General features: G+C 37.6%; 21 protein-coding genes and 1 tRNA gene. 9 read left to right on the forward strand and 13 right to left on the reverse strand.

The features are described 5' to 3' along the window. Positions 1–110: 110 nt before the first annotated feature. Entirely contained in the window at positions 111–4,706 is a 4,596-nt protein-coding gene (gene gltB, locus O5636_RS05685) for a glutamate synthase large subunit (protein ID WP_269621854.1), read from the forward strand. A 3-nt stretch (positions 4,707–4,709) separates the two neighbouring features. After that, the gene (locus O5636_RS05690) at positions 4,710–5,018 is read left to right on the forward strand and encodes a YciI family protein (protein ID WP_269621855.1); all 309 of its coding nucleotides are present in this window, start codon (positions 4,710–4,712) and stop codon (positions 5,016–5,018) included. Here O5636_RS05690 and lipA read toward each other — a convergent pair whose 3' ends face one another. Further along, positions 5,019–5,894 (reverse strand): lipoyl synthase, encoded by an 876-nt coding sequence (gene lipA, locus O5636_RS05695; protein WP_269621856.1) that lies wholly within the window; start codon positions 5,892–5,894, stop codon positions 5,019–5,021. A gap of 141 nt (positions 5,895–6,035) precedes the next feature. After that, entirely contained in the window at positions 6,036–7,856 is a 1,821-nt protein-coding gene (gene cobJ, locus O5636_RS05700; protein WP_269621857.1) for a precorrin-3B C(17)-methyltransferase, read from the reverse strand. Positions 7,857–8,228: 372 nt separating this feature from the next. On the opposite strand from cobJ, the gene psaA reads away from it, so the two are divergent. Both psaA and psaB read left to right on the forward strand, forming a co-directional pair. After that, positions 8,229–10,550, forward strand: a complete 2,322-nt coding sequence (gene psaA, locus O5636_RS05705) for a photosystem I core protein PsaA (protein WP_269621858.1) — start codon at positions 8,229–8,231, stop codon at positions 10,548–10,550. Positions 10,551–10,572: 22 nt separating this feature from the next. Then, positions 10,573–12,816 (forward strand): photosystem I core protein PsaB, encoded by a 2,244-nt coding sequence (gene psaB / locus O5636_RS05710; RefSeq protein WP_269621859.1) that lies wholly within the window; start codon positions 10,573–10,575, stop codon positions 12,814–12,816. Positions 12,817–12,883: 67 nt separating this feature from the next. Here the strand turns inward: psaB and O5636_RS05715 are convergent, their stop codons facing one another. Then, positions 12,884–13,780 (reverse strand): serine hydrolase, encoded by an 897-nt coding sequence (locus O5636_RS05715; RefSeq protein WP_269621860.1) that lies wholly within the window; start codon positions 13,778–13,780, stop codon positions 12,884–12,886. Between the two features lie 16 nt (positions 13,781–13,796). Between O5636_RS05715 and O5636_RS05720 the strand changes: the two genes are divergently transcribed. Both O5636_RS05720 and O5636_RS05725 read left to right on the forward strand, forming a co-directional pair. After that, positions 13,797–14,540: a C40 family peptidase gene (locus tag O5636_RS05720; protein ID WP_269621861.1), complete on the forward strand. Its 744-nt coding sequence runs from the start codon at positions 13,797–13,799 to the stop codon at positions 14,538–14,540. Positions 14,541–14,572: 32 nt separating this feature from the next. Further along, a complete protein-coding gene (locus O5636_RS05725) occupies positions 14,573–15,523 on the forward strand; it encodes a glycosyltransferase family 2 protein (RefSeq protein WP_269621862.1) in 951 nt (316 codons plus the stop codon). On the opposite strand, the gene O5636_RS05730 is transcribed toward O5636_RS05725, so the two are convergent. Beyond that, on the reverse strand, positions 15,493–15,960 hold the full coding sequence (locus tag O5636_RS05730; RefSeq protein WP_269621863.1) for a HEAT repeat domain-containing protein: 468 nt from the start codon (positions 15,958–15,960) through the stop codon (positions 15,493–15,495). The two genes, O5636_RS05725 and O5636_RS05730, sit on opposite strands and share 31 nt — an antisense overlap. A 126-nt stretch (positions 15,961–16,086) precedes the next feature. On the opposite strand from O5636_RS05730, the gene O5636_RS05735 reads away from it, so the two are divergent. Further along, complete coding sequence (locus tag O5636_RS05735; RefSeq protein WP_011125827.1) at positions 16,087–16,203, forward strand: photosystem I reaction center subunit VIII; 117 nt, start codon at positions 16,087–16,089, stop codon at positions 16,201–16,203. A gap of 42 nt (positions 16,204–16,245) precedes the next feature. Next, positions 16,246–16,845 carry a photosystem I reaction center protein subunit XI gene (locus O5636_RS05740; protein ID WP_269621864.1) on the forward strand — a complete coding sequence of 200 codons (600 nt, stop codon included), beginning with the start codon at positions 16,246–16,248 and terminating at the stop codon, positions 16,843–16,845. A 130-nt stretch (positions 16,846–16,975) separates the two neighbouring features. Here the strand turns inward: O5636_RS05740 and O5636_RS05745 are convergent. Beyond that, positions 16,976–17,064, reverse strand: a tRNA-Ser gene (locus O5636_RS05745). 68 nt (positions 17,065–17,132) lie between these two features. Further along, positions 17,133–18,278 (reverse strand): alanine racemase, encoded by a 1,146-nt coding sequence (gene alr / locus O5636_RS05750; protein ID WP_269621865.1) that lies wholly within the window; start codon positions 18,276–18,278, stop codon positions 17,133–17,135. A 76-nt stretch (positions 18,279–18,354) separates the two neighbouring features. On the opposite strand from alr, the gene O5636_RS05755 reads away from it, so the two are divergent. Next, on the forward strand, positions 18,355–18,861 hold the full coding sequence (locus tag O5636_RS05755; RefSeq protein ID WP_269621866.1) for an HNH endonuclease: 507 nt from the start codon (positions 18,355–18,357) through the stop codon (positions 18,859–18,861). 8 nt (positions 18,862–18,869) lie between these two features. Here O5636_RS05755 and prfA read toward each other — a convergent pair whose 3' ends face one another. From prfA to O5636_RS05790, 7 genes are all read right to left on the reverse strand, one after another. Next, positions 18,870–19,967, reverse strand: coding sequence for a peptide chain release factor 1 (gene prfA / locus O5636_RS05760; protein ID WP_269621867.1), 1,098 nt, complete (start codon positions 19,965–19,967; stop codon positions 18,870–18,872). A gap of 31 nt (positions 19,968–19,998) precedes the next feature. Next, positions 19,999–20,280, reverse strand: coding sequence for a 50S ribosomal protein L31 (rpmE, locus tag O5636_RS05765; protein WP_269621868.1), 282 nt, complete (start codon positions 20,278–20,280; stop codon positions 19,999–20,001). A 51-nt stretch (positions 20,281–20,331) separates the two neighbouring features. Beyond that, complete coding sequence (rpsI, locus tag O5636_RS05770) at positions 20,332–20,742, reverse strand: 30S ribosomal protein S9 (RefSeq protein WP_269621869.1); 411 nt, start codon at positions 20,740–20,742, stop codon at positions 20,332–20,334. Positions 20,743–20,746: 4 nt separating this feature from the next. Next, positions 20,747–21,193, reverse strand: a complete 447-nt coding sequence (rplM, locus tag O5636_RS05775; RefSeq protein WP_269621870.1) for a 50S ribosomal protein L13 — start codon at positions 21,191–21,193, stop codon at positions 20,747–20,749. Between the two features lie 194 nt (positions 21,194–21,387). After that, positions 21,388–22,230 (reverse strand): tRNA pseudouridine(38-40) synthase TruA, encoded by an 843-nt coding sequence (truA, locus tag O5636_RS05780; RefSeq protein WP_269621871.1) that lies wholly within the window; start codon positions 22,228–22,230, stop codon positions 21,388–21,390. A 58-nt stretch (positions 22,231–22,288) separates the two neighbouring features. Continuing rightward, positions 22,289–22,639, reverse strand: coding sequence for a 50S ribosomal protein L17 (gene rplQ, locus O5636_RS05785; RefSeq protein WP_269621872.1), 351 nt, complete (start codon positions 22,637–22,639; stop codon positions 22,289–22,291). Between the two features lie 37 nt (positions 22,640–22,676). Beyond that, positions 22,677–23,615 carry a DNA-directed RNA polymerase subunit alpha gene (locus O5636_RS05790; protein ID WP_269621873.1) on the reverse strand — a complete coding sequence of 313 codons (939 nt, stop codon included), beginning with the start codon at positions 23,613–23,615 and terminating at the stop codon, positions 22,677–22,679. Between the last annotated feature and the right edge of the window lie 6 nt (positions 23,616–23,621).

Below are 23,621 nucleotides of genomic sequence, written 5' to 3' on the forward strand. Positions count from 1 at the left end.
TATCACGCTTCTTGTTTTAAATCTATTAAATAAAGTCCTCTAGAATCATTTGATACCTCTCCAACTGCTTTTCAAGCTTTACTCAGGCAAAAAACAAATTGGCTTCGTTCATGCCTAACAAATCTCATATTAATACTTGGCCTTACTGTGACAGCAGTTCCCCAAAAGCCTTATCAGGTGAAAAGGACGCTTGCGGAGTTGGCTTTTTAGCTCAAATAGACGGGGAAAATAGTTTTTGGGTTTTACAGCAAGCCCTAAAAGGCCTTGCCTGTATGGAGCATAGAGGAGGTTGTGGTGGCGATGGAGACTCGGGCGATGGAGCAGGGATCTTATGTGCTATCCCTTGGAAATTTTTGAACGGTATCTGGCCAGAAGCAAATCTCTGCAAAAAGTCTGCAACTGGCTTAGGGATGGTTTTTCTACCAAATGATCCAGAACAAAGAAACAAAGCTAAAGATATTTTTGAATCAGAAGCTTTAAAGCTTGGCTTACGATCTAAAGGCTGGCGAGATGTCCCCGTTAATTCTTCTGTTCTTGGTCCACTAGCCCGACAAACATCTCCATTTATTCAGCAATGGCTTGTAGAAACCACTGAAAAAGAACAAGAACAAAACATAGAAAATCTCCTATTTAGATTAAGAAAACGTATACAAAACAGTGTTTCAGATAAATCACTAACAAATAAGGAAGAAGTATATCTTGCTTCGTTGAGCAATAAAACAGTTGTCTATAAAGGGATGGTTAGATCAGAAGTCTTAGATGAATTTTATCTAGATCTACAAAACCAAAACTTTGAAATTTCTTTTGCTATTTACCATAGAAGGTTCAGCACAAATACACTCCCTCGATGGCCTTTAGCTCAACCTATGCGGTTGCTTGGTCATAATGGTGAGATTAATACTTTGCTGGGAAATTTAAATTGGGCAAAAGCATCTGAAACTCATCTAAATGAAATTTGGTCTGAATCAGCAAAAGATTTAAAACCAATTATTAATGAGGCCTTTAGCGACTCAGCCAATCTAGATGCAACTCTAGAAATATTCGTTCGAAGCGGTAGGCCGATTACAGATAGCTTACTAACCCTAGTCCCTGAAGCTTTTCGTAATCAACCTGAGTTGAAAACCCAAGAAAGCATAGAAGCTTTTTATGAATATTCGGCTTGCACACAAGAAGCATGGGATGGACCAGCATTACTTGTTTTCTCAGATGGTTGTTTCATAGGTGCAACACTAGATAGAAATGGCCTTCGCCCTGCTAGGTACTGCATCACTAAAGATAATTTTGTGATTATGGGTTCCGAGACTGGTGTCGTTGATATTGAAGAAAGTAACATCATAGAAAAAGGTAGATTAGGCCCTGGCCAAATGTTGGCAGTTGATCTTGTAAACAAGAGATTATTACGTAATTGGGAAGTAAAAAAAGAAGCTGCGAATAGATATCCCTATAAAAAATGGCTCACTAAAAATCAATTCAAATTTCATGTGCAACCTTGGTCTAAAGATACAATATTAGATAAATTAGATCTTTTACAGCAGCAAACAGCATTTGGATTTTCAGTAGAAGATTTAGATATAATAATTGAATCAATGGCAAGCAATAGTAAAGAGCCTACATACTGTATGGGAGATGATATTCCGCTAGCAATTCTCTCTAACAAACCGCATCTACTTTACGATTATTTTAAACAACGATTTGCCCAGGTAACAAACCCTCCTATAGACCCATTACGCGAAAAGCTTGTAATGAGTCTTGAGATGCATTTAGGTAAAAGAGGTTCTCCTCTTTTACCTAAAGAAAATACATTCTCTGTAATTAGCCTTGAATCTCCAATCCTCAATGAAAGTGATCTGACTTATATAACAAATCAAGATTTATTAACGAAAACATTATCAACACTAATTCCAATTGATGGTAATTTTACAGGCCTTAAAGATACTCTAAATCAAATCTGTAATGATGCAGAAATAGCAGTTAAGGAAGGAACAAAAATATTAATACTTTCAGATCGTGGTATTAATCAAAATCAAACATATATACCCCCTTTATTAGCAGTTGGAGCTGTCCATCATCATTTATTAAATAAACAAATAAGACTTAATGCATCAATAATTATTGATACTGCTCAATGCTGGAGCACGCACCATGTTGCATGTCTAATTGGCTATGGTGCAAGTGCAATTTGCCCTTGGCTCACCTGGGAAACAACTAGACATTGGTTTTTAAGTGCTAAGACTCAGAAATTAATTGAAAGTAAAAAAATACCCTCACTAAATATTGAACAAGCACAATATAATTTGAAAAAAGCATTAGAAGATGGTTTACGTAAAATACTTTCTAAAATAGGCATCTCTCTATTAGCTAGTTATAACGGTGCTCAAATTTTTGAAGCTGTTGGAATTGGTTCTGACATTATAAATGTTGCTTTTAAAGGTACTACTAGCAGAATAGCTGGTTTATCTTTAAAAGAATTATCGAACGAAATACTCTTATTCCATACACAGGCATATCCTAATCTTGAACGAAAAAAACTTGACTTCTTTGGATTTGTTCAATATCGCAGTGGAGGAGAGTTCCATTTAAATAACCCAGCAATGTCAAAGGCATTGCATGAGGCAGTAAAGCAAGGCTCAAATTACAATCATTTTTCAACCTATCAATCACTTCTTGAATCAAGACCACCTACGGCTTTGCGCGACTTAGTCAAATTCAGCAAAAACAAACGGTCTCTTCCTATCGAACAAGTTGAAAGTGTGGAAAGTATTTGCAAAAGATTTTGCACAGGTGGAATGAGTCTTGGTGCTCTTTCAAGAGAGGCGCATGAAGTGCTTGCAATTGCAATGAACCGAATAGGAGGGAAAAGCAATAGTGGAGAAGGAGGTGAAGACCCTCAAAGGTTCAAAATTCTTGATGATGTAAATACAGATGGCGTCTCGAACATTTTGCCTAATCTAAAAGGTCTGAAAAATGGAGATACTGCATGTTCAGCTATTAAACAAATTGCTTCTGGAAGATTTGGAGTTACTCCAGAATATATAAGAAGTGGAAAACAGCTAGAAATAAAAGTAGCCCAAGGCGCCAAGCCTGGAGAAGGAGGTCAATTACCAGGCCCGAAAGTGGATACCTATATTGCAAAACTTAGAAATAGCAAGCCTGGCGTTGCACTAATTTCTCCTCCTCCTCATCACGACATTTATTCCATAGAAGATTTGGCTCAGCTGATTCATGATCTTCACCAAATTCATGAGAAAGCAAAAGTAAGCGTCAAATTAGTCGCAGAGATAGGGATAGGAACTATTGCAGCTGGAGTTGCAAAAGCAAATGCAGATGTAATACAAATTTCTGGACATGATGGAGGAACTGGGGCCTCACCTCTAAGTTCAATTAAACATGCAGGCTTACCATGGGAATTAGGCTTGACTGAAGTTCATAAATCCCTATTAGAAAATGGATTAAGAGATCGAGTCTTGTTAAGAGCAGATGGAGGGTTGAAAACTGGGTGGGATGTTGTTATCGCAGCAATGCTTGGAGCAGAAGAATATGGATTTGGATCAATCGCAATGATTGCTGAAGGCTGTATTATGGCAAGAATATGTCATACAAATAAATGTCCTGTAGGGGTAGCTACTCAACAAGAATCTTTGCGAAAGCGTTTCCCTGGACTTCCTGAACATGTAGTTAATTTCTTCTTATTTATTGCTGAAGAAATAAGGCATATCTTAAGTGAATTAGGTTACTCATCTTTAGAAGAAATCATTGGAAGAAATGACTTGCTTGAACCTCGTAAGATAAATCTTTCAAAAACTAACTCCATTGATCTGAGTTCTTTACTCAACTCAAGCAAAAAAGATGCTCATGATAGATCATGGCTAATTCATCAAAAAGAAGCACATGGGAATGGAAATGTTCTAGAGAATGAACTACTAGAAGACAAAGAAATTTCTAATGCAATTATCTCTCATGGCTCTATTTCACGAACAATCCAAATATTAAATACAGATCGAAGTGTATGCGCTCGTATTGCAGGCCATATTGCTGAAATACATGGGAACAAAGGTTTCAGTGGAAAGCTGAATCTCACATTCAAAGGCTCTGCAGGGCAAAGTTTTGGCGCTTTCTTGCTACAAGGCATGAATATTGTTCTTGTAGGAGAAGCTAATGATTATGTAGGTAAAGGAATTAACGGAGGGACAATCACCTTAGTGCCGCAGCATTTAAAAGAAAATTCATCCAATCAAGTCATTCTAGGGAATACATGTCTATATGGAGGGACGGGAGGGCAATTATTTGCTCTTGGAAAAGCTGGAGAACGCTTTGCTGTAAGAAATAGTGGGGTAGAAGCCGTTATTGAAGGAGCAGGAGATCATTGCTGTGAATATATGACTGGTGGAACAATTGTTGTTTTAGGAGAAACGGGTCGAAATATTGGAGCGGGAATGACAGGTGGCATAGCCTTTTTACTTGATGAAAAACAACAATCTGAGCACCTTACCAACCAAGAAATTGTTGAAATACATGATTTAAAAACTAAAGAACAAGAAAATCTTCTAAAGCCCTTAATTGAAAAACATTTCATCCATACAAAAAGTGCTAAATGCAAAAAGATTTTAAAAAATTGGCAAACATTTAAAAAACAATTTAAAGTTTTAATTCCCCCAAGCGAGAAAATAAGAATGGGGCTTTTAGTAGACGAAAATAATGTTCATTAAACAATGTCTTTTTTTATAAAAAAAGAACAATTTAATGAAAAAATTTTAACTCTATCCTCTAAAGAGAAGCAGAAATATATTCTAGAGCATAAGAAATGGGTTCAAAAGTTAAGAGATTCAGGTCATAATCTTTCATCTGGTTATCTAATAAATAACGAGGGAAATCCTGGTGGTGGAGGAATATTATTACTAGAAGCTAAAAACTTTGAAGAAGCAAGGCTAATTATTATCCAAGATCCAATGATAATTAATAATTTAGTAAATTGGGATCTACAAGAATGGATCCAAGTTGCTGGCAAAGCTATTTATTAATTATCGTGGATACATTTCCATTAATTTTCTCACTTCTCCAGCATGATAACTACTACGTGTTAAAGGCGAACTAATTATCTGTAAAAAATTTAAATTCGTCTCACTTTGTTTTCTATAGGTATCAAATTGATTAGGTTGAACAAACCTATCAACTGGTAAATGCTTAGGCCCTGGCGAAAGATACTGACCTATTGTAACGATATCTACTTTATGATCATTAAGATCAGAAAGAACTTGAAAAACTTCATCATCTGTCTCACCAAGGCCAACCATTAAACCTGACTTAGAATAAACCTTTGAAGAATGTTCTTTAACGCGTAATAATAACTCCAAAGAACGTTTATATATTCCTTGAGGCCTAGCCTTCTTATATAATCTGGGTACTGTTTCAATATTATGATTAAGAACATTTGGAGAAGCATGCATAACCATTCTCAACGCATCCCAATTACCACAAAAATCAGGAATTAACAGTTCAATAGTTGTTTGAGGAGAACTAAATCGCACAGCATCAATGCACTTTATAAATTGACTTGCACCTCCATCATTTAAATCATCTCGATTTACTGAAGTAATAACCACATGTTTTAAACCAAGTCTTTTAACTGCTTCACCAAGGCGTTCTGGTTCAGAAGGGTCCAAACCTCTTACGCTTTTATCAAAATCAATATCACAATAAGGACAAGCTCTCGTACAACCAGGTCCCATAATTAAAAAGGTAGCCGTCCCGCCTGCAAAACATTCACCTATATTTGGACAACTAGCTTCTTGGCATACTGTATTTAAATTTAAATCTGACAATAATTCGGATACATATCCAACCCTTTCATACTGAGGTGCTTTAACTCTTAACCACTGAGGTTTGTTAGTATCCATTCGTTTCAAAATTCAAGTAATAAAAAATTAACAACTGCATTGATCTTTTCTTGATTCAGAAAATAGATCAAGGGATTATCTCAAAAAAGCAAAGAAATCATTTTTGAAAGTAAAATCTACTGTATTTAAGCAATATAAGAATTAGTAGCCACGAGGGGTTACTACATATCCATCGTTAACAAAGCTATCACTATTACCAACTAACAATACTGTCAGCATATTAACTCTATCTATAGGAACAGATTCAAGAGTATAAACTTTCACTTCTTCTTCAGATCTACCAACTTGATAAGCGAAAACGACAGGTGTTTTTCTTGAACGATTTGTCATCAAAATATTAAGTGCTTTCTGCAGTTGCCAACTACGCTCTTTAGACCGAGGATTATAAAAAGCAATTACAAAGTCAGAATCAGAGGCTGCTTTAATTCTCTCTTCAATTTGCCCCCAAGGAGTTAAGCAATCACTCAGGCTAATTGCACAAAAATCGTGCATTAAGGGAGCGCCTATCTTAGAAGCAGCAACCTGTAGAGCACTAATACCTGGGTGAACTTGGAAATCAGGTCTTTCAGCTTTAGTTTTTGCCAACCAAAGTTCCAAAGCCAAACCTGCCATTCCATAGATACCACTATCCCCAGATGAAATCAGTGCGACACATACTCCTTGGGTTGCAAGTCGCAATGCTTCAGAACAACGTTCTTTTTCATTAGTTAAAGAACTATCAATACGCACTTGATCAAATCTTCTTAAAGGTTCTATTAGATCTAAATATCGTTTATATCCAATCCAAATCGCACTTCTTGAAAGTGCATATCTAGAATCATTTGTTAAAAAGCTAATCTCTCCAGGACCAGTACCAATCAAATGCAGCTCACCTCTCTGCGGAGCAAAAGGCTCCTTAGATTGAGAGATTGCTATTGTCACTGCACCTATTTCATTTTCAAGTGACTTATAGATATGTTTAGGGAACTTAAGAGAACCTCCCTTACCAGCAGCCAATAAAGAGGATGCTTCTGCAACTGAATGAGTATCTACCTCTAATTGCACTATCTTTGATGGATTAGGTACAGAGACCTTTGCCAATTCTTCAGCGGTATAAAAACGGATTGGCAATTCTGCTTTTAATTGAAGAGATTTTATTCCTATTTCATTTGATTTGATATCAATAGTTGCCAAACCTGCAATAGCTTCTTTTGCCAAGCCTGCTTCAGCAAAAGCCTTTGTTAATGATCTTTCTATAAGGCTTTCACTAGTATTTTTTTCACATCCTATACCCACCCACAACATTGGAGGATGCCAACAACACTTATTCAGAGCCTCTGAACAAATATGAAAAAGAGGAGTATTTAGAGAATTATTTTCAGTATTAGATTTCTTAGAGAAAAGATTAAGTGCACCTTCTGAGGAGTTCCATAAAGTCGATCCAACATTTTGCTCAAAAGATATGGAAAGTTTTTTCGAGATGTGCATCATCAAATTATTCCAATCAGCAATCGATCCAGAACGCTTCCAACCCCAAGTATCACCAAAACTATCTATTGACAAAAAATTCTCTGTTCTAGAAAAGCCAGTAAAAATAGATTGAGCTCCAAAGTCTTCAGATAAATGGCAAGCTAATTCTTCAGCTCCAGCTTTATGACCTCCTAGTATTGGCACTATATTCTTTGCCCGGGAATCCATTACAAGTACAGCTGGATCCTTAGTTTTTTCAGTTAATAGAGGTGCAATTATTCTAATAACAGCTCCAATTGCACCTATCACAATAAAAGTTGTATCTGGTCCCCAAAATCGTTGAAAAAGCTTCTCAGGCCTGTCGATCAAGATTTCCTCTGATCTAATATCTATTTGAGATACTGCGCCAGGGGTCAAAGCAATGATTTCTGCGTGGCCCCGTGTTTTAATTCTCTGCAATAAGCTAAATGCAGAAGAAGAAAACCCAAGAGCAATTCTTTTGTTAGGTTTCAATTGAGAAAAATCTGGCTGATTTGTAAAGAATTTGAGAGTGTCTCGTTTATAAAAAAATTAGTTTTTTTGAATAGCTTGATCTTAATATTTCCATCCATCGTGACAATCATCTAAGGAAAACCCAGTATAGAGGCCTATTTCCAGATCTATTGAAAAAAAGAATTTAGATTTTGGCAAAAAGAAAAAAGAAAAATCTGGGTAGAACATTTGTTACTTGAATAGGTAGTAACTAGCTCTCGGATCTATGCTCTTTAAATCAGATCCTTTAAATAGGGATCCTTTATTCAATTTTGAAGTAGATCATTGCTCTATTTCAAAATTGCAAACCAGGTGGAAACCCACCAAGAACCCATTCCTCGAGGAAAAATCTCGATGACCATTAGCCCACCAGAACGTGGGGAGAAAGCTAAAGGGGGAGCACCCACCCCTTATGACCAGCCAGTCGATAGAGATCATGCTCCTATCGACTATGAAAAACTCAATAAACCTGGGTTCTGGTCTTCAAAGCTTTCAAAAGGTCCCAAAACCACTACATGGATTTGGAACCTCCACGCTGACGCTCACGACTTTGACACTCATCTAGGTGACCTAGAAGAGACAAGTAGAAAAATCTTTTCTGCTCATTTTGGACATTTAGCAGTCGTCTTTATTTGGATGAGTGCTGCCTTTTTCCATGGAGCACGCTTCTCTAACTACACTGGTTGGCTAGCCGACCCTGCAAATGTAAAGCCTGGAGCTCAGGTTGTTTGGCCAGTTGTAGGTCAAGAAATACTCAATGCTGATTTAGGAGGCAATTATCAAGGCCTTCAAATCACTTCAGGTATTTTCCAAATGTGGAGAGCTTGGGGTATTACCAGCGAAGTCCAACTAATGGCTTTAGCCATTGGTGGTGTGATTATGGCTGCATTAATGCTTCACGGCGGTATTTACCATTATCACAAGGCTGCTCCAAAACTTGAATGGTTCCAAAAAATCGAACCTATGCTTCAGCATCATCAGATTGCTCTGATTGGCTTAGGTTCTATTGCATGGGCCGGACACTTAATTCACATAGGCGCGCCAGTCGCAGCACTTTTAGATGCGATAGATGCAGGTAATCCACTAGTTGTGGATGGCGTCTCTATTGCTAGTGCAGCAGATGTAACTAATCTTGCTCCCCGACTTTGTGATCCTTCTGTTGCCAGTCAAATTTTCCCAAGTCTTGCTGGACGAACAGTAGAAAACTTCTTCACACTTAACTGGTGGGCCTTCACAGATATTCTTACAAACAAAGGTGGCTTAAACCCTGTTACAGGAAGCCTTTGGATGACAGATATCTCACACCATCACCTTGCTTTTGGTGTCTTTGCCATATTTGGCGGTCATATGTGGCGGAACAATGTTCATGGTGTTGGTCACAGCATGAAAGAAATTATGGATGTCCATAAAGGCGATCCAGTGCTTTTCCCTGCTCCAAAAGGACATGAAGGGATCTTTGAATTTCTCAGCAATAGTTGGCATGGTCAACTAAGTATCAACCTTGCAATGGTTGGTTCTGCGAGCATTGTTGTTGCTCATCACATGTATGCTTTGCCACCATATCCTTATCTTGCAATTGATTACCCAACAGTTTTAGGACTGTTTACTCATCACATGTGGATAGGTGGACTATTTATATGTGGAGCTGCAGCTCATGCTGGAATAGCAATGATTAGAGATTATGACCCAGCAATCCATATAGATAATGTTCTTGATCGCATACTAAAAGCACGTGATGCAATTATCAGTCACTTGAATTGGGTTTGCATGTGGCTTGGATTCCATAGTTTTGGACTTTATGTTCATAATGATGTAATGCGTGCTCTTGGTAGACCGCAAGATATGTTCAGCGATACAGGCATTCAATTACAACCATTTTTGGCCCAATGGGTTCAAAATCTTCAACAAAGTGCTGTAGGAACAGGAAATTTAGTAGGTGCTGGTAATTTACCTGGCAGTGTTCTAAGTGAAGTTTTTAACGGGAATGTAGTTGAGGTCGGTGGCAAAGTTGCCATAGGTCCAATTCCCCTAGGTACTGCTGACTTGATGATTCATCATGTTCATGCATTCACTATTCATGTAACACTGCTAATTCTTCTAAAGGGTGTTCTTTATGCAAGAAGTTCAAGGCTAATTCCTGATAAAGCTCAACTTGGTTTCCGTTTCCCATGTGATGGTCCAGGAAGAGGGGGTACATGTCAGGTATCTTCTTGGGACCACGTTTTCCTTGGTCTTTTCTGGATGTACAACGGCATCTCTGTAGTTATCTTCCATTTCTCATGGAAGATGCAAAGTGATGTATGGGGACTAACCGGTGGAAACTTTGCACAAAGTTCTATCACTATTAATGGTTGGTTACGTGACTTCCTTTGGGCACAATCTTCCCAAGTTCTCACTAGCTATGGTCAAGCCATAAGCATGTATGGCCTGATGTTCCTAGCAGCTCATTTCGTTTGGGCTTTCAGCCTCATGTTCCTATTCAGTGGCAGAGGCTACTGGCAGGAACTATTTGAGTCCATAATATGGGCACATAACAAACTAAAACTAGCTCCAACTATTCAGCCACGTGCTCTTTCAATTACTCAAGGCCGTGCTGTAGGTGTTGCTCATTTCCTTCTAGGTGGAATAGCCACCACCTGGGCTTTCTTCCACGCCCGCCTTATTGGGCTCGGCTAACCTTTCCTGAACCTCTCCCTCAATGGCAACGAAATTTCCATCGTTCAGCCAGGGTCTGGCACAGGACCCTACAACCCGTCGTATTTGGTACGGCATTGCAACCGCTCATGACTTTGAAAGTCATGACGGAATGACTGAAGAACAGCTTTATCAAAAGCTGTTCGCAACACATTTCGGTCATTTAGCCATAATTGGCTTATGGGTTGCAGGGAACCTGTTCCATATCGCCTGGCAGGGCAACTTTGAACAGTGGGTTACCGACCCACTGCATATACGCCCAATTGCTCATGCAATTTGGGATCCACATTTTGGTCAAGGCATTACAGATGCATTGACTCAAGCTGGAGCAACCTCACCTGTAAATATTGCCTATTCAGGCCTATACCATTGGTGGTACACCATCGGTATGAGAACCAATGCACAGCTTTTTCAAGGTGCAATTTTTATAAACATTCTTGTTTGCTGGTTATTGTTTGCTGGATGGTTGCATCTTCAACCCAAATTCAGACCCTCTTTAGCATGGTTCAAAAACGCTGAAGCTCAGTTAAATCATCATTTAGCTGTTTTATTTGGCTTTAGTAGTATTGCTTGGACAGGACATCTTGTTCACGTTGCTATACCTGAATCAAGAGGTCAACATGTTGGATGGGATAACTGGCTAACTGTTTTACCACATCCAGAAGGCTTAGCTCCATTCTTCTCTTTGAATTGGGGAGCATACGCTCAGAATCCTGACTCAGTAGACGCAGTTTTCGGTACATCCCAAGGAGCTGGAACTGCAATATTCACTTTCTTAGGAGGTTTACATCCCCAAAGTGAATCACTCTGGCTAACTGATATATCTCATCATCATTTAGCAATTGGTGTGATGTTTATCGTTGCTGGCCATATGTACCGCAACACATTTGGTATTGGTCATACACTTAAAGAGATCACAGAGGTACATAACACTGATAATCCAAATGATCCTCATACCACTGCCAAGGATGGGCGTCATTTTGGTGTTAATCACAATGGAATTTTTGAGACAGTTAACAACTCTCTCCATTTTCAACTTGGTTTAGCACTTGCTTCTCTTGGCGCTGCATGCAGCTTGGTAGCTCAACATATGGGTGCACTGCCATCTTATGCATTCATTGCTAGGGACTACACAACTCAATCTGCTCTTTATACACATCATCAGTACATTGCAATGTTCTTGATGGTTGGAGCTTTCTCACATGGCGCAATCTTCTTTGTTCGCGACTATGATCCTGAGCTTAATAAAGACAATGTACTTGCAAGAGTTCTAAGTACAAAAGAAGCTTTAATTAGCCACCTTAGTTGGGTAACTATGCTTCTTGGATTCCATACACTTGGTATCTATGTACACAACGATGTTGTTGTAGCTTTTGGTAACCCAGAAAAGCAAATCTTAGTTGAACCAGTTTTTGCTCAAGCAATTCAGGCATTCAGCGGAAAAGTGATGTATGGAATTGACGCACTTTTAGCTAATGCAAATAGCTCAGCAACTTTGGCAGCTAATAGCATGCCAGGGAATCATTATTGGATGGACATGATTAATAGACAGGATGCTTTAACCAACTTCCTACCTATTGGCCCAGCAGATTTCTTGGTTCACCATGCTATTGCACTTGGTCTTCATACAACTGCACTCATACTCATCAAAGGTGCACTTGATGCAAGAGGTACTAAATTAATTCCAGATAAAAAAGACTTTGGCTACGCCTTCCCTTGTGATGGCCCTGGTAGAGGTGGTACTTGTGATAGTTCAGCTTGGGACGCAACTTACCTTGCAATGTTCTGGGCATTAAACACAATTGCTTGGGTTACCTTCTATTGGCACTGGAAACATTTAACAATATGGCAAGGGAATGTGGCTCAATTCAACGAGTCAGGTACTTATCTAATGGGATGGTTTAGAGATTATCTGTGGCTCAATAGCTCTCAGCTAATCAATGGATACAACCCCTTTGGAGTTAATGCTTTATCTCCTTGGGCATGGATGTTCCTCTTTGGTCATTTAATCTGGGCTACAGGTTTCATGTTCCTAATTTCATGGAGAGGTTACTGGCAAGAGTTAATTGAAACTCTTGTTTGGGCTCATCAACGTACCCCAATTGCCAATCTTGTTGGCTGGAGAGACAAACCAGTTGCACTTTCCATCGTACAAGCGCGACTTGTAGGCTTGACGCATTTCACGGTTGGTAACTTTGTTACCTTTGGTGCTTTTGTAATTGCCTCAACTTCAGGAAAATTCGGATAGGTTCACTCATCTAATCAAACCAAGAAGGAAAGGAAAAAACCCCGTCAATCTAATTGACGGGGTTTTTTTATTGCATTTTCCATTTACTAAATTCTTCAGCAAATGCAGGTAACAAGAAATTGTTTTTTGCAAGAGCTTCCCCTTGAGAAAAAATTATCAGCAACATTTTTTGCCCATTGGGAGTAAGAAACCAAGCAGCGTCATGTCTTACTTCAGACATAAGCCCTGCTTTACTCCATAATTGAGATGAAATAGGTAATCCCTCTCCTAAAAAGCCATCTACTTGATTTTCTGGATTTTCCTTCCTTTTAATATGATCTAAAGATCTAAAAAGAAGTGATTTAAGTTTCCTAGTTGCTTGAGGTGGTAACAAATCTCCTGTCATTAAAGATTCAATTAGTCTTGCTGTTCCAAGGGTTGTAAGTGCATTACGATTTTGCAAAGATTCTCCATAAAAATCCTTATCACGGCCAAAAGGTCCATCACTCCAAGTTTTTTGACAACAATTAAGATTTTGGAACTCATCCCATGGAAAGCTTTTCAACCAATCATTAATACAATTTCTCTGTTTTTTCCAAACCATCCATTTTTGTCCTTTTAAAGAAGGTCCACTTGTTGTGGCTGTTAAAAGATCCACAATGTAGCTAGTGGCATCATTACTTGAATTGATAATCATTTCTGATAGAGCTCTTTGAAGCTCTGAAGAATCAAGAATCAAATCTTTCAGCAACCAACTTTCTATCGCACATGCATAAAACAACTTAACGATACTTGCAGGATAGAAAAGCCTTTTTTCTATCCATCCAGCTCCTTTCCCACTTAATGGTTTTGGATTCTGATCTTGATAACAAACCCAAGTAATAGAAATATTATTTTTAAGATCAAATCTAAATTCTGTTTCAAATTTCTCAATTAACTTTCGTATATAAGATCCCATTGCAGGATCATGACTATAGAAACTCATCGATTTTTATCCCTCAATGTCTAGAATAAATATTGCTTGCAGCGAAGAAAAACTCATTTCTGGAAGCTTGTGGAAACTTAATACTAATGTTAATGGCTTTAAAAATATTAAAAGTAATGAATTAGCTACTGAGGTAATTTCAGGAAGAAAATTTGAAATAAAGCATAATATTCAAAGAACCTATAATGGAACAAGACTTAGGGTTAGACTTCTAGAAGATTCTTATGATTGTTGGTTTGAATTAAAAGATATTATTGACCATATAGAACCTATAAATAGATGGAGACCAACAACTTTAAGTAAGGAGCAAATCAAAAAGAAATTACCAAATATTCTCAATTGGATTGAAAAATCATACAATATCCCTAATCATTATTTATGGGGAGGAACTGTAGGCCCAAACTTTGATTGCTCAGGATTAATTCAAAGAGCTTTTTCTATAGAAGGAATTTGGCTGCCTCGTGATGCATATCAACAAGAAAGATTTTGTACAAGTTTAAAATTTGATCAAAATACTTTAAAAGAAATTCACCCAGGAGATCTTTTATTCTTTGGGACTAAATACAAGTGTTCTCATGTTGCCATTTATAAAGGAGGCAGCTCATATTGGCATAGCTCTGGAAAACAACATGGGCATAATGGCATTGGGATAGATACTCTCCAACCTATAACCAAAAATACTATTTCTTCTTATTATCTATCAATATTCCGAGGTGCAGGTAGAGTTGAATCTTGTCATGATGGGAGCTCACTAACCTGATCATGAAAAAAATCCATAGTTAAATTTTTTACATGGACAATCAAATAGACATATCTATTGTCATCCCAATCTTTAATGAAGAAGAAAGTATTCAACAACTTATTAAAGAAGTAATCAATACCATGAGAGAAACTAATGAAAGTTTTGAAGTAATTGTTATCAATGATGGATCAATTGATAATAGTGCAGAAGTTTTATCAAGACTTAGCCAAAATATTCCAGAATTAACCTCTATTTTACTTAGAAAAAATTATGGTCAAACAGCTGCTATGGCAGCAGGTTTTGATATCTCAAATGGGAAAATTATTGTTAGTCTTGATGGAGACTTGCAAAATGATCCATCAGATATACCCATTTTAATAAATAAGTTAAAAGAAGGTTTTGACTTGGTAAGTGGATGGCGTCATGATCGCAAAGATGCTGAAATAACAAGAAAACTACCCTCAAAAATTGCAAATAAAATTATTGGCAAAGTAACAGGTGTTGAGCTAAATGATTATGGTTGCTCTCTTAAAGCCTACAGACGCGAAGTTCTGTCTGATATGAAACTATATGGAGAGTTACATAGGTTTCTTCCAGTCTTAGCAAATATTGAAGGGGGTAGAATTACGGAAATCAAAGTTAATCATAGGCGAAGAAAATATGGGAAAAGTAAGTATGGAATTGATAGAACATTTAGAGTGATGATGGATTTACTTACTATTTGGTTTTTAAATAGATTCCTTACAAGGCCTATGTATGTTTTTGGTTTTGGAGGAATTATTGCAATTCTAAGTAGTTTTTTTACATGTTTTTATCTTTTATTTGTCAAATTATCAGGGAATGATATCGGTGATAGGCCACTATTAATTTTTGCATTAATTCTTGGGATTGCAGGCGTACAGTTATTTTGTTTTGGACTCCTGGGTGAATTACAAATCCGCACTTACCATGAAAGTCAAGGCCGTCCTATTTACCGCATACGAGAAATATTAAGAGGATAACTTTTTAAAGGTTTTTGTAAAACAGTTTTCGAAGAGCCTCGAAACTTAGCAATCCCCTCAGCAGATTTAATAACTACACGACTATCTATATCTCTTAAACCTCTTTTTAAAATAGGAATAACTGATGGGTGACCCCATTCACTAGCTAATTGGACCGCCAACAATCTTTCGTCAGGACCACAAGAAATTAATTTTTTTAGTTGTTTAAGAAGAAGAATTCGTTGTTGAGATTTATTTGGTAAATAATCATTCAATTCAAGTTGCTTAGATCTAGATTGGTTTTTTACAGCGGTCAATGAAGGCTCCACTAAAGACACTTGGCTCAAAGCTAAACCTTCAGGATCCCTTGTCCTAAAAAGGTTTTTAGGCTTTTTTCCAAATCCCCAGAGAGTGAAGGCAAGTACTAAAGCTGCTCCAGCAGCGAAAAACTGATTCATTGGTTTAAGGGTGATAGATGAGTCATTGAACCGTAATGGATTGAACTTTTATGTCACCAATGAGGGTATTGCGTATCTATTACACGTTAACTCTATAAAGTATTAATGGATCTTTTGGTATATCCGATGTCTAGCGAGTTTGCCGCAACCTGGCTTCCTGCTGTGTTTGTCCCTCTTATAGGGCTTGTTACACCAGCAGTTTTCATTGTTCTCATTGGTCGCTACATCACAGCAACCGATTAAAACATTGTTTCTATTTAAGTCAACCAAGTTTTTTATACGCCCATGACTGAATTCCAAGACCCTTTTTTAAAGTCAGCTGAACCTGTCAAATTCAACAAAAAATATGTTGATGACACAGTTCGTCCTGGCGACATAGGAATTAGTGATCAATGGGCTGTCAACCCAGTCGCTGATCCATGTGTAGGAAACTTAGAAACTCCAGTTAATACTGGTTATTTCACAAAAGCTTTCATCAATAATCTTCCCTTCTACCGTGCTGGTCTTTCACCAAATTTTCGTGGCTTAGAAGTAGGGGCAGCTTTTGGGTATCTCCTTTATGGCCCTTACGCAATGACTGGTCCATTAAGAAATAGTGAATTTGCACTGACTGCAGGTTTATTAGGGACTATTGGTGCAGTTCATATTCTGACAGCTTTATTTGTTTTATATAACGCTCCAGGGAAAGCACCAAACGTTCAACCAGAAGATTGCACCGTTTCTAATCCACCCAATGATTTATTCACTAGATCAGGATGGGCAGATTTCACAAGTGGTTTTTGGCTTGGCGGATGTGGAGGTGCTGTTTTTGCATGGTTACTATGCGGAACACTTCATTTAGATACAATTATGCCAATTGTTAAAGGAGTTTGGGCTGCTGGATAAGCTAAAAAAGAACATCTAAAATTAAAAAGGCCTGAGAATTCTTTAATTTCTCAGGCCTTTTTAGTAGTTTTAAGCAATTAAAAACAGAACATGCTGAAAGGCGATGGACAATTTTCAAAGCTTTTCTCAACGGAGAGGGAGGGATTCGAACCCTCGACAGAAGTTGCCTCCTGTAACTCCTTAGCAGGGAGCCGCTTTCAACCACTCAGCCACCTCTCCAGCAGCTACTACACCTTATCAAGTCAAGATTAATTATCCCAAGAAAATATCCAGATTCTTCAGAATTATCAAATTACCACCCTAGGAAGACGATATTTAAAACCACAAAGAATCTCCCAAGGGATCGATCCACTGATAGAACTCCATTGAAATGGGGATATACATGCCTTTCCATCAGGGCCAAGCAAAGTAACAACACTGCCCACTTTGATATGTGGATTTTCAGTAATATCAACAACAAGTTGATCCATAGTAATTGATCCAACTTGAGGATAAAATTTACCATCAATCAAAACTGAGATTTTGCCTGAAAGAGCTCTATTAACACCATCTGCATAACCTATTCCAACAACAGCTAGTCGACTAGGACTTTTAGTCTTAAAAGTATGTCCATAACTCACACCAACATTAGAAGGCACATCTCGAATTAAAGTAACTTTAGCTCTCACTGCCAAAGCAGGTTGTAAAAAAACATTATTTTGGAACTTTTTCAATGGACTATAACCATATAAAGCAAGTCCAATACGAACCATATCGAAATGAAGCTCTTTCCCAAGAAAAGTACCTGCTGAATTAGCCAAATGTATACAACATGAATGAGATCGGTCAGCTACATGAGAAATAAACTTTTCAAATTTTGTTTTTTGAAGAGATGTGAACTTCTCAGCATAATTATCAGATTCTCCATCAGCCAAAGCAAGATGACTATAAATTCCTTTCAAAATAATATTTGGAAGATTATCAATTAAATAAATTAACTCCGAAGCAATTGCCAAATCACAACCCAATCGGGTCATTCCAGTATCAATCTTTATATGAACATTAAACTTAGTAGAATTAGCTTCAGCAATTTTTTGACATAGCTTTATCTGTTGAATACAGCTGATAGTGGGCATTAAATCAGCCTTCAAGCAAATATCTAACTCTTCAGAAGTAACTAAATTACCCAAAACAAGAATCGGACAAATTAAACCAACTTTTCTTAGATCAATCCCTTCCTGCAAAGTAGCGACTCCTAAACTATCTGCCCCACCTCTCAAAGCTGCAGATGCAACTGTTTCTGATCCATGACCATAACCATCAGCCTTTACTACTGCCATCAACAAACAGCTATCTGACAAAAGGCTTTTAATAGCTAATGTGTTTTGCGTAATCGCTGAAGGAAAAACTTCTACCCAAGCTCTTTGACGTGGATCAATCTTATCGAAAAGCATAGAAGAATTAATAGATAAAACAGCAGGATTCTTTTAATGCAAGTAACATGAATTTAATTAATTAGCTGGAACTGGAATGAGCCAAGTTCTAGTGTTAAATGCCTCCTATGAGCCATTGAACATCACTAGTTGGCGAAGAGCCACAGTGTTGATGTTAAAAGGTAAAGCCGAAAGTTTAGAAGAAGATACAAATCATCAAATTAGGAATGATCTAAAGCTACCTACTGTCATACGTCTGAGATACTTTATTAAAGTTCCTTATAGGGAATTAGCACTGAATAGAAAGAATATTCTTAAAAGAGATAACTACTTTTGCCAATACTGCGGATATCGGGGTGAGAAGTTATCTATCGATCATGTAATGCCTAGAAGTAGAGGTGGAGAAGATAATTGGCAAAACGTTACTACAGCCTGTATTTCATGCAATATCAAAAAAGGGAATCGTACCCCCAAAGAAGCAAATATGCCATTAAAAAGAAAGCCTCATAAACCATTTGGCAATCTAAGTTTTGAGGCGACAAAACAAATTGATTCGGGCTTTCATAAGGAATGGAGTAAATATGTTATTGGATACAGCAGGTAACTAAAAAACTATAAATCTGATTGTTGCCCCAACTCTTCCATTTTCAATCTTTGCTCTTCAGCAATGCAAGCGCTAATTAAATCATCTAATTGTCCTTCAAGAACGTTTTCTAGTGGAAAATTTTCTCCCAATCTATGATCAGTAGTACGATTGTCTTTATAATTATAAGTTCTGATTTTTTCACTTCTATCTCCAGTGCCAACTTGAGCCAATCTGGCAGATCGCTCTTTAGCATTGGCTTCTTCTATTTCTCTCTCTAATAATTTAGCCCTCAAAATTTCCAAAGCTCGTTCTCTATTTTGCAACTGAGATCTTTCTTGAGTACAAAAAACCCTAATCCCAGTGGGTTTATGCAATAAATCAACTGCTGTTTCCACTTTGTTTACATTTTGGCCACCCGCTCCTCCAGATCTGGCCGTACTAATTTCTAATTCAGTAGGATCTAGTTTTACTTCTACTGGATCTGCCTCTGGCATAACAGCAACAGTAGCTGTGGAAGTATGGACTCTCCCTTGAGATTCAGTAGCGGGTACCCGTTGCACCCTGTGAACTCCTGCTTCAAATTTTAATTGACTAAATACTGATTCACCTTTAACAGAAATAATCAATTCTTTAAAGCCACCTAGATCTGCTTCAGTAGCACTCATTGGCTTAACAGACCAACCAATTTTCAAGCTATATCTTTCATACATTCTAGCTAAATCACCGGCCCATATACATGCTTCATCACCTCCAGCTCCAGCCCTAATCTCAAGCATTACACTTCTTTCATCTCTAGGATCCTTTGGCAAAAGAGCAATAGTTAAACGCTTCAACAAAACCTGTTCTATATGTTCTAATTTCTGTAACTCTTCCTGAGCAAGTTCCTCCATCTCTTTATCAGACTTACTTTCCCGCAAGAACTGTTTTGCTTCGAGTAGATCAATCTCAGTAGATTGAAGCTGCTGATAGTCTAAAACTAAAGGCTCTAAACGAGATCTTTCTCTGGCTATAGTTTCAAGTCGTTTAGGGTCTGAAGCAACATCAGGATCAGCTAATTGAAGCTCTAAGTTTTTAAAACTTGAACATGCTGTTTCTAATCTTGCTTTAAGGGTTGAAGTGTCCATACCACATCAACTTCCTATATATTGAAAAAATTTAAGAGTTTTTAGAAGATGAGTCTTCAGCTGATTGTGTCTTTTTAGATGGTTCATTCTTAGAATCCTGAGCTGAATTTTCCATACCATATTTCCTCATAAAACGATCCACTCTACCTTCTGTATCTAAAATCTTTTGTGTTCCCGTATAAAATGGATGATTCCCACTCCAAACATCAACATGAATCTCTGGCTGAGTGGAACCAGTAGTCATAACTACTTCTCCATTACAAATAACCTTTGCATCTGGATACCATTTGGGATGTATATCTTTTTTAGGCATTTTTTTAAATAATAAAAATCAATTAATTAATAATAAATAAAAATAAGATGTTTAACGCTTAGAGAACTGAGGAGCTTTACGCGCTTTCTTTAAGCCATATTTTCTTCTCTCTTTAGCTCGTGGATCTCTACTCAAATGGCCTTCATTTTTCAATGGCTTACGATTATCAGCAGACAATTCACAAAGAGCTCTTGCTGCACCTTGCTTAATGGCATCTGATTGACCTGTTAAGCCACCACCATAAACATTGACCAAAACATCATATGCATCAGCCAAACCAAGTGTTATTAATGGAGCTCTAACAGCAGAAAGATATGCAGGGTTGAAATTTAAATAGTGCTCACCAGCTCTACCATTAATAGTTACTTTGCCAGTACCAGGAACTAAGCGAACACGGGCCACAGAAGTTTTTCTTCGGCCAGTACCCCAGTAGACAACAGTATTTTTAGGTGAATTATTCATTTAACTAATTAGAAATAGAATTAAGTTTAAGAATTTGTGGATTTTGAGCAGCATGAGGATGCTCAGAACCTCTATAGACTTTTAATTTTCGAAATAATTGTCTCCCCAGTGCATTATGAGGAAGCATACCTTTAATTGCTTTTTCAATAATTCTTTCGGGTATACGTTCCTGAAGAGCATTAAAAGTTTCAACTTTCATTCCACCAGGTCTACCTGAATGCCTTCGATAAAGCTTTTGCATGCCTTTTTTGCCACTAACCTGAATTTTCTCAGCATTAACAACAACAACAAAATCTCCAGTATCTAAATGTGGAGTAAAGCTTGGCTTTCTTTTACCACGAAGAATTGATGCAACTTCAGTAGCAAGTCTTCCTAGTGTTTGATTCTCTGCGTCTACCAGATACCACTGGCGGTTGAGGGAATTTAGGGATGGGGTAATAGTCTTGTTCATCTCTCCGGCATGCCGGTTGAGTATACCTCTGCCTAAGGCAGGGCTTATTCGCTGAGACTAAGACCAAAAAGTATGATCTTTAGCTCAAACAATTATTTTACACTTCGACAGAATAATTTGAAAATTTTAATTTAATAAAAGCAGGCTGAAGTCTTGATTATTTGCAACTCCATACAAGAATGAGCGTTGTTAACTTAATTAAGAAGAGGAGGCTGTGGCGGTGGATTATTCGTTGCAACAGAAAAATCTGGAAAGCTATCTAAAGGACTATTCTCAGGGAAAACTGGCTCTGGATAGCCAGCACTAAGAAAACAAAGTCCTTTAGCAGGTGCAGCTTCTTTTACTTCTGATCTTAACTTTTTCTGCCATCTAGTATTAAATTCATTTATTGAAAGTTTATGCTCTCCTATTGCCACAAGTTGTCCAACTAATAATCTAACCATTCCATATAAAAAACCACTCGCCTGAATTTCTAAAATCACTAAATCTCCGTTTCTCCAAAGGCTAGTTTTTTGAATAGTTGTCAATGCATTAACTCTATTACTTCCGCTTCGTTGAAAGGCAGAAAAATCATGATAGCCAATAATACTATTCAATGCAAATCCCATTAATTTTTCATCCAATTTATATTGATATTTATGCCAACTCCAAGGAGATAAAAAAAGGTTAGGAGTGAGGCTATTGTAAATCATATATTTATATCTTCTATAAATAGCTGAGTAACAAGCATGCCATTCAAATGGTTTTTCCACGCAATCAATAACCCTAACTGACGAAGGTAATCTGCCATTTAATGCAGATGGCCATCTGTGTACAGGTATTTGTCCAACAGAATCAAAATGAACTACTTGACCAGCAGCATGTACTCCAGAATCAGTTCTCCCAGCAGCGACAACTTTTATCTCATGAAATGGCTCTAAAGAAAAAATACTTTCTTCAAGAATTTTTTGAACAGTTTCTCCAGCTTTTTGTCTTTGCCAACCATTAAAATATGTACCTTGATATTGAATTAATAATGCTATTCGCCGAAGCTTCATATAATTAATTAAGCCTTAAAAACCTCAATAAGGATAAGGAAATAATTATATTTTCACCTTAAACAAGCTCAATAATTGCCATTTCAGCATTATCACCTTTTCTAGAAACTGTTCTTACAATTCTCGTATAACCACCAGCTCTATCCCCATAACGTTCTTTAGCTTTTTCAAATAAAGAATGCACAAGTTTTTTATCATATATAAAGCCTATTGCTCTTCTTCTGGCAGCCAAACTTCCATCTTTTGCAAGAGTTATCATTCTTTCAACCTCATCTCGAAGAGCTTTTGCCCGGGCTTTGGTAGTTGTAACTCTGCCTTCACGAATTAACTGCGTTGTTAATCCACGCAATAATGCTTTTCTTTGATCAGCTGGCAATCCAAGCTGTGGAACACGTAGTTGATGACGCATAGTCTTAACTCCTCCTAAGAACTAGTACAAATTAAATTCATGCAGATGTTCTGCTCTGAGGAATAGAAATTCCAATTCTTTCCAAAGCTTCAATAACTTCATCTGCGGATTTAGAACCAAAGTTTTTAATCTCTAGTAAATCTTCATAGCTAAATCCCATTAAATCAGAAACTGAGTTAACTTGAGCTCGTTTTAAACAGTTATATGCTCTTACTGAAAGATTTAATTCTTCTAAAGGTATTTGAGCTTCTGAAGGAGGCTCTGGTTCTACTGGAACTTCTTCAACCATAGTCACTGTTGCTAAAGGCTGAAAAAGCTCTATTAATTGATTAGCCGCTTCAGCTACTGCGTCATCAGGAGTAATAGAACCATCAGTAACAATTTCCAAGCGCAGCCTTTCTCGTGAAGATGCACCTTCAGATACAGCAGTTTCGTCAATTGTAAAATTAACTTTTTTGATAGGCATAAAAACCGCATCTATCTGAAGCAAGTCAATTGCACTTGTCTCTTCATTTCTACGATCTACAGGGCGATATCCAATACCTCTTTCAACATGAAGCTCTAGCTCAAGACTATGACCTGACTGAACTGTTGCTATAGGACGATCATTATCAACAACTTGAACTTGTGATGAGAATTGAAGATCTCTTGCTTTAACTTCAGCTGGACCATTTACCACAAGACGACCTATTTCCAACTCCTGGCTTCTACTATTGACAGTGAGCTCTTTACAATTCAATAAAATATCTAAGACATCCTCACGAACCCCTGGGACAGTGGCATATTCGTGATTAACTCCGGAAATTCGTACTGCTGTGACTGCACTACCCTCTAGTCCTCCCATAAGAACTCTTCTAAGAGAATTACCCAAAGTAGTTGCTTGACCTCTATCAAGAGGTCCTATTAGGAATATTCCTGTTTGGGAGCGATCATTAGAAACTTGATGATCGATACGGTCAATCTGGTATTGCAACACGGGCTA

Source organism: Prochlorococcus marinus str. MIT 0918 (genome assembly GCF_027359415.1).
In the GTDB taxonomy this organism is placed as follows: domain Bacteria; phylum Cyanobacteriota; class Cyanobacteriia; order PCC-6307; family Cyanobiaceae; genus Prochlorococcus_E; species Prochlorococcus_E marinus_C.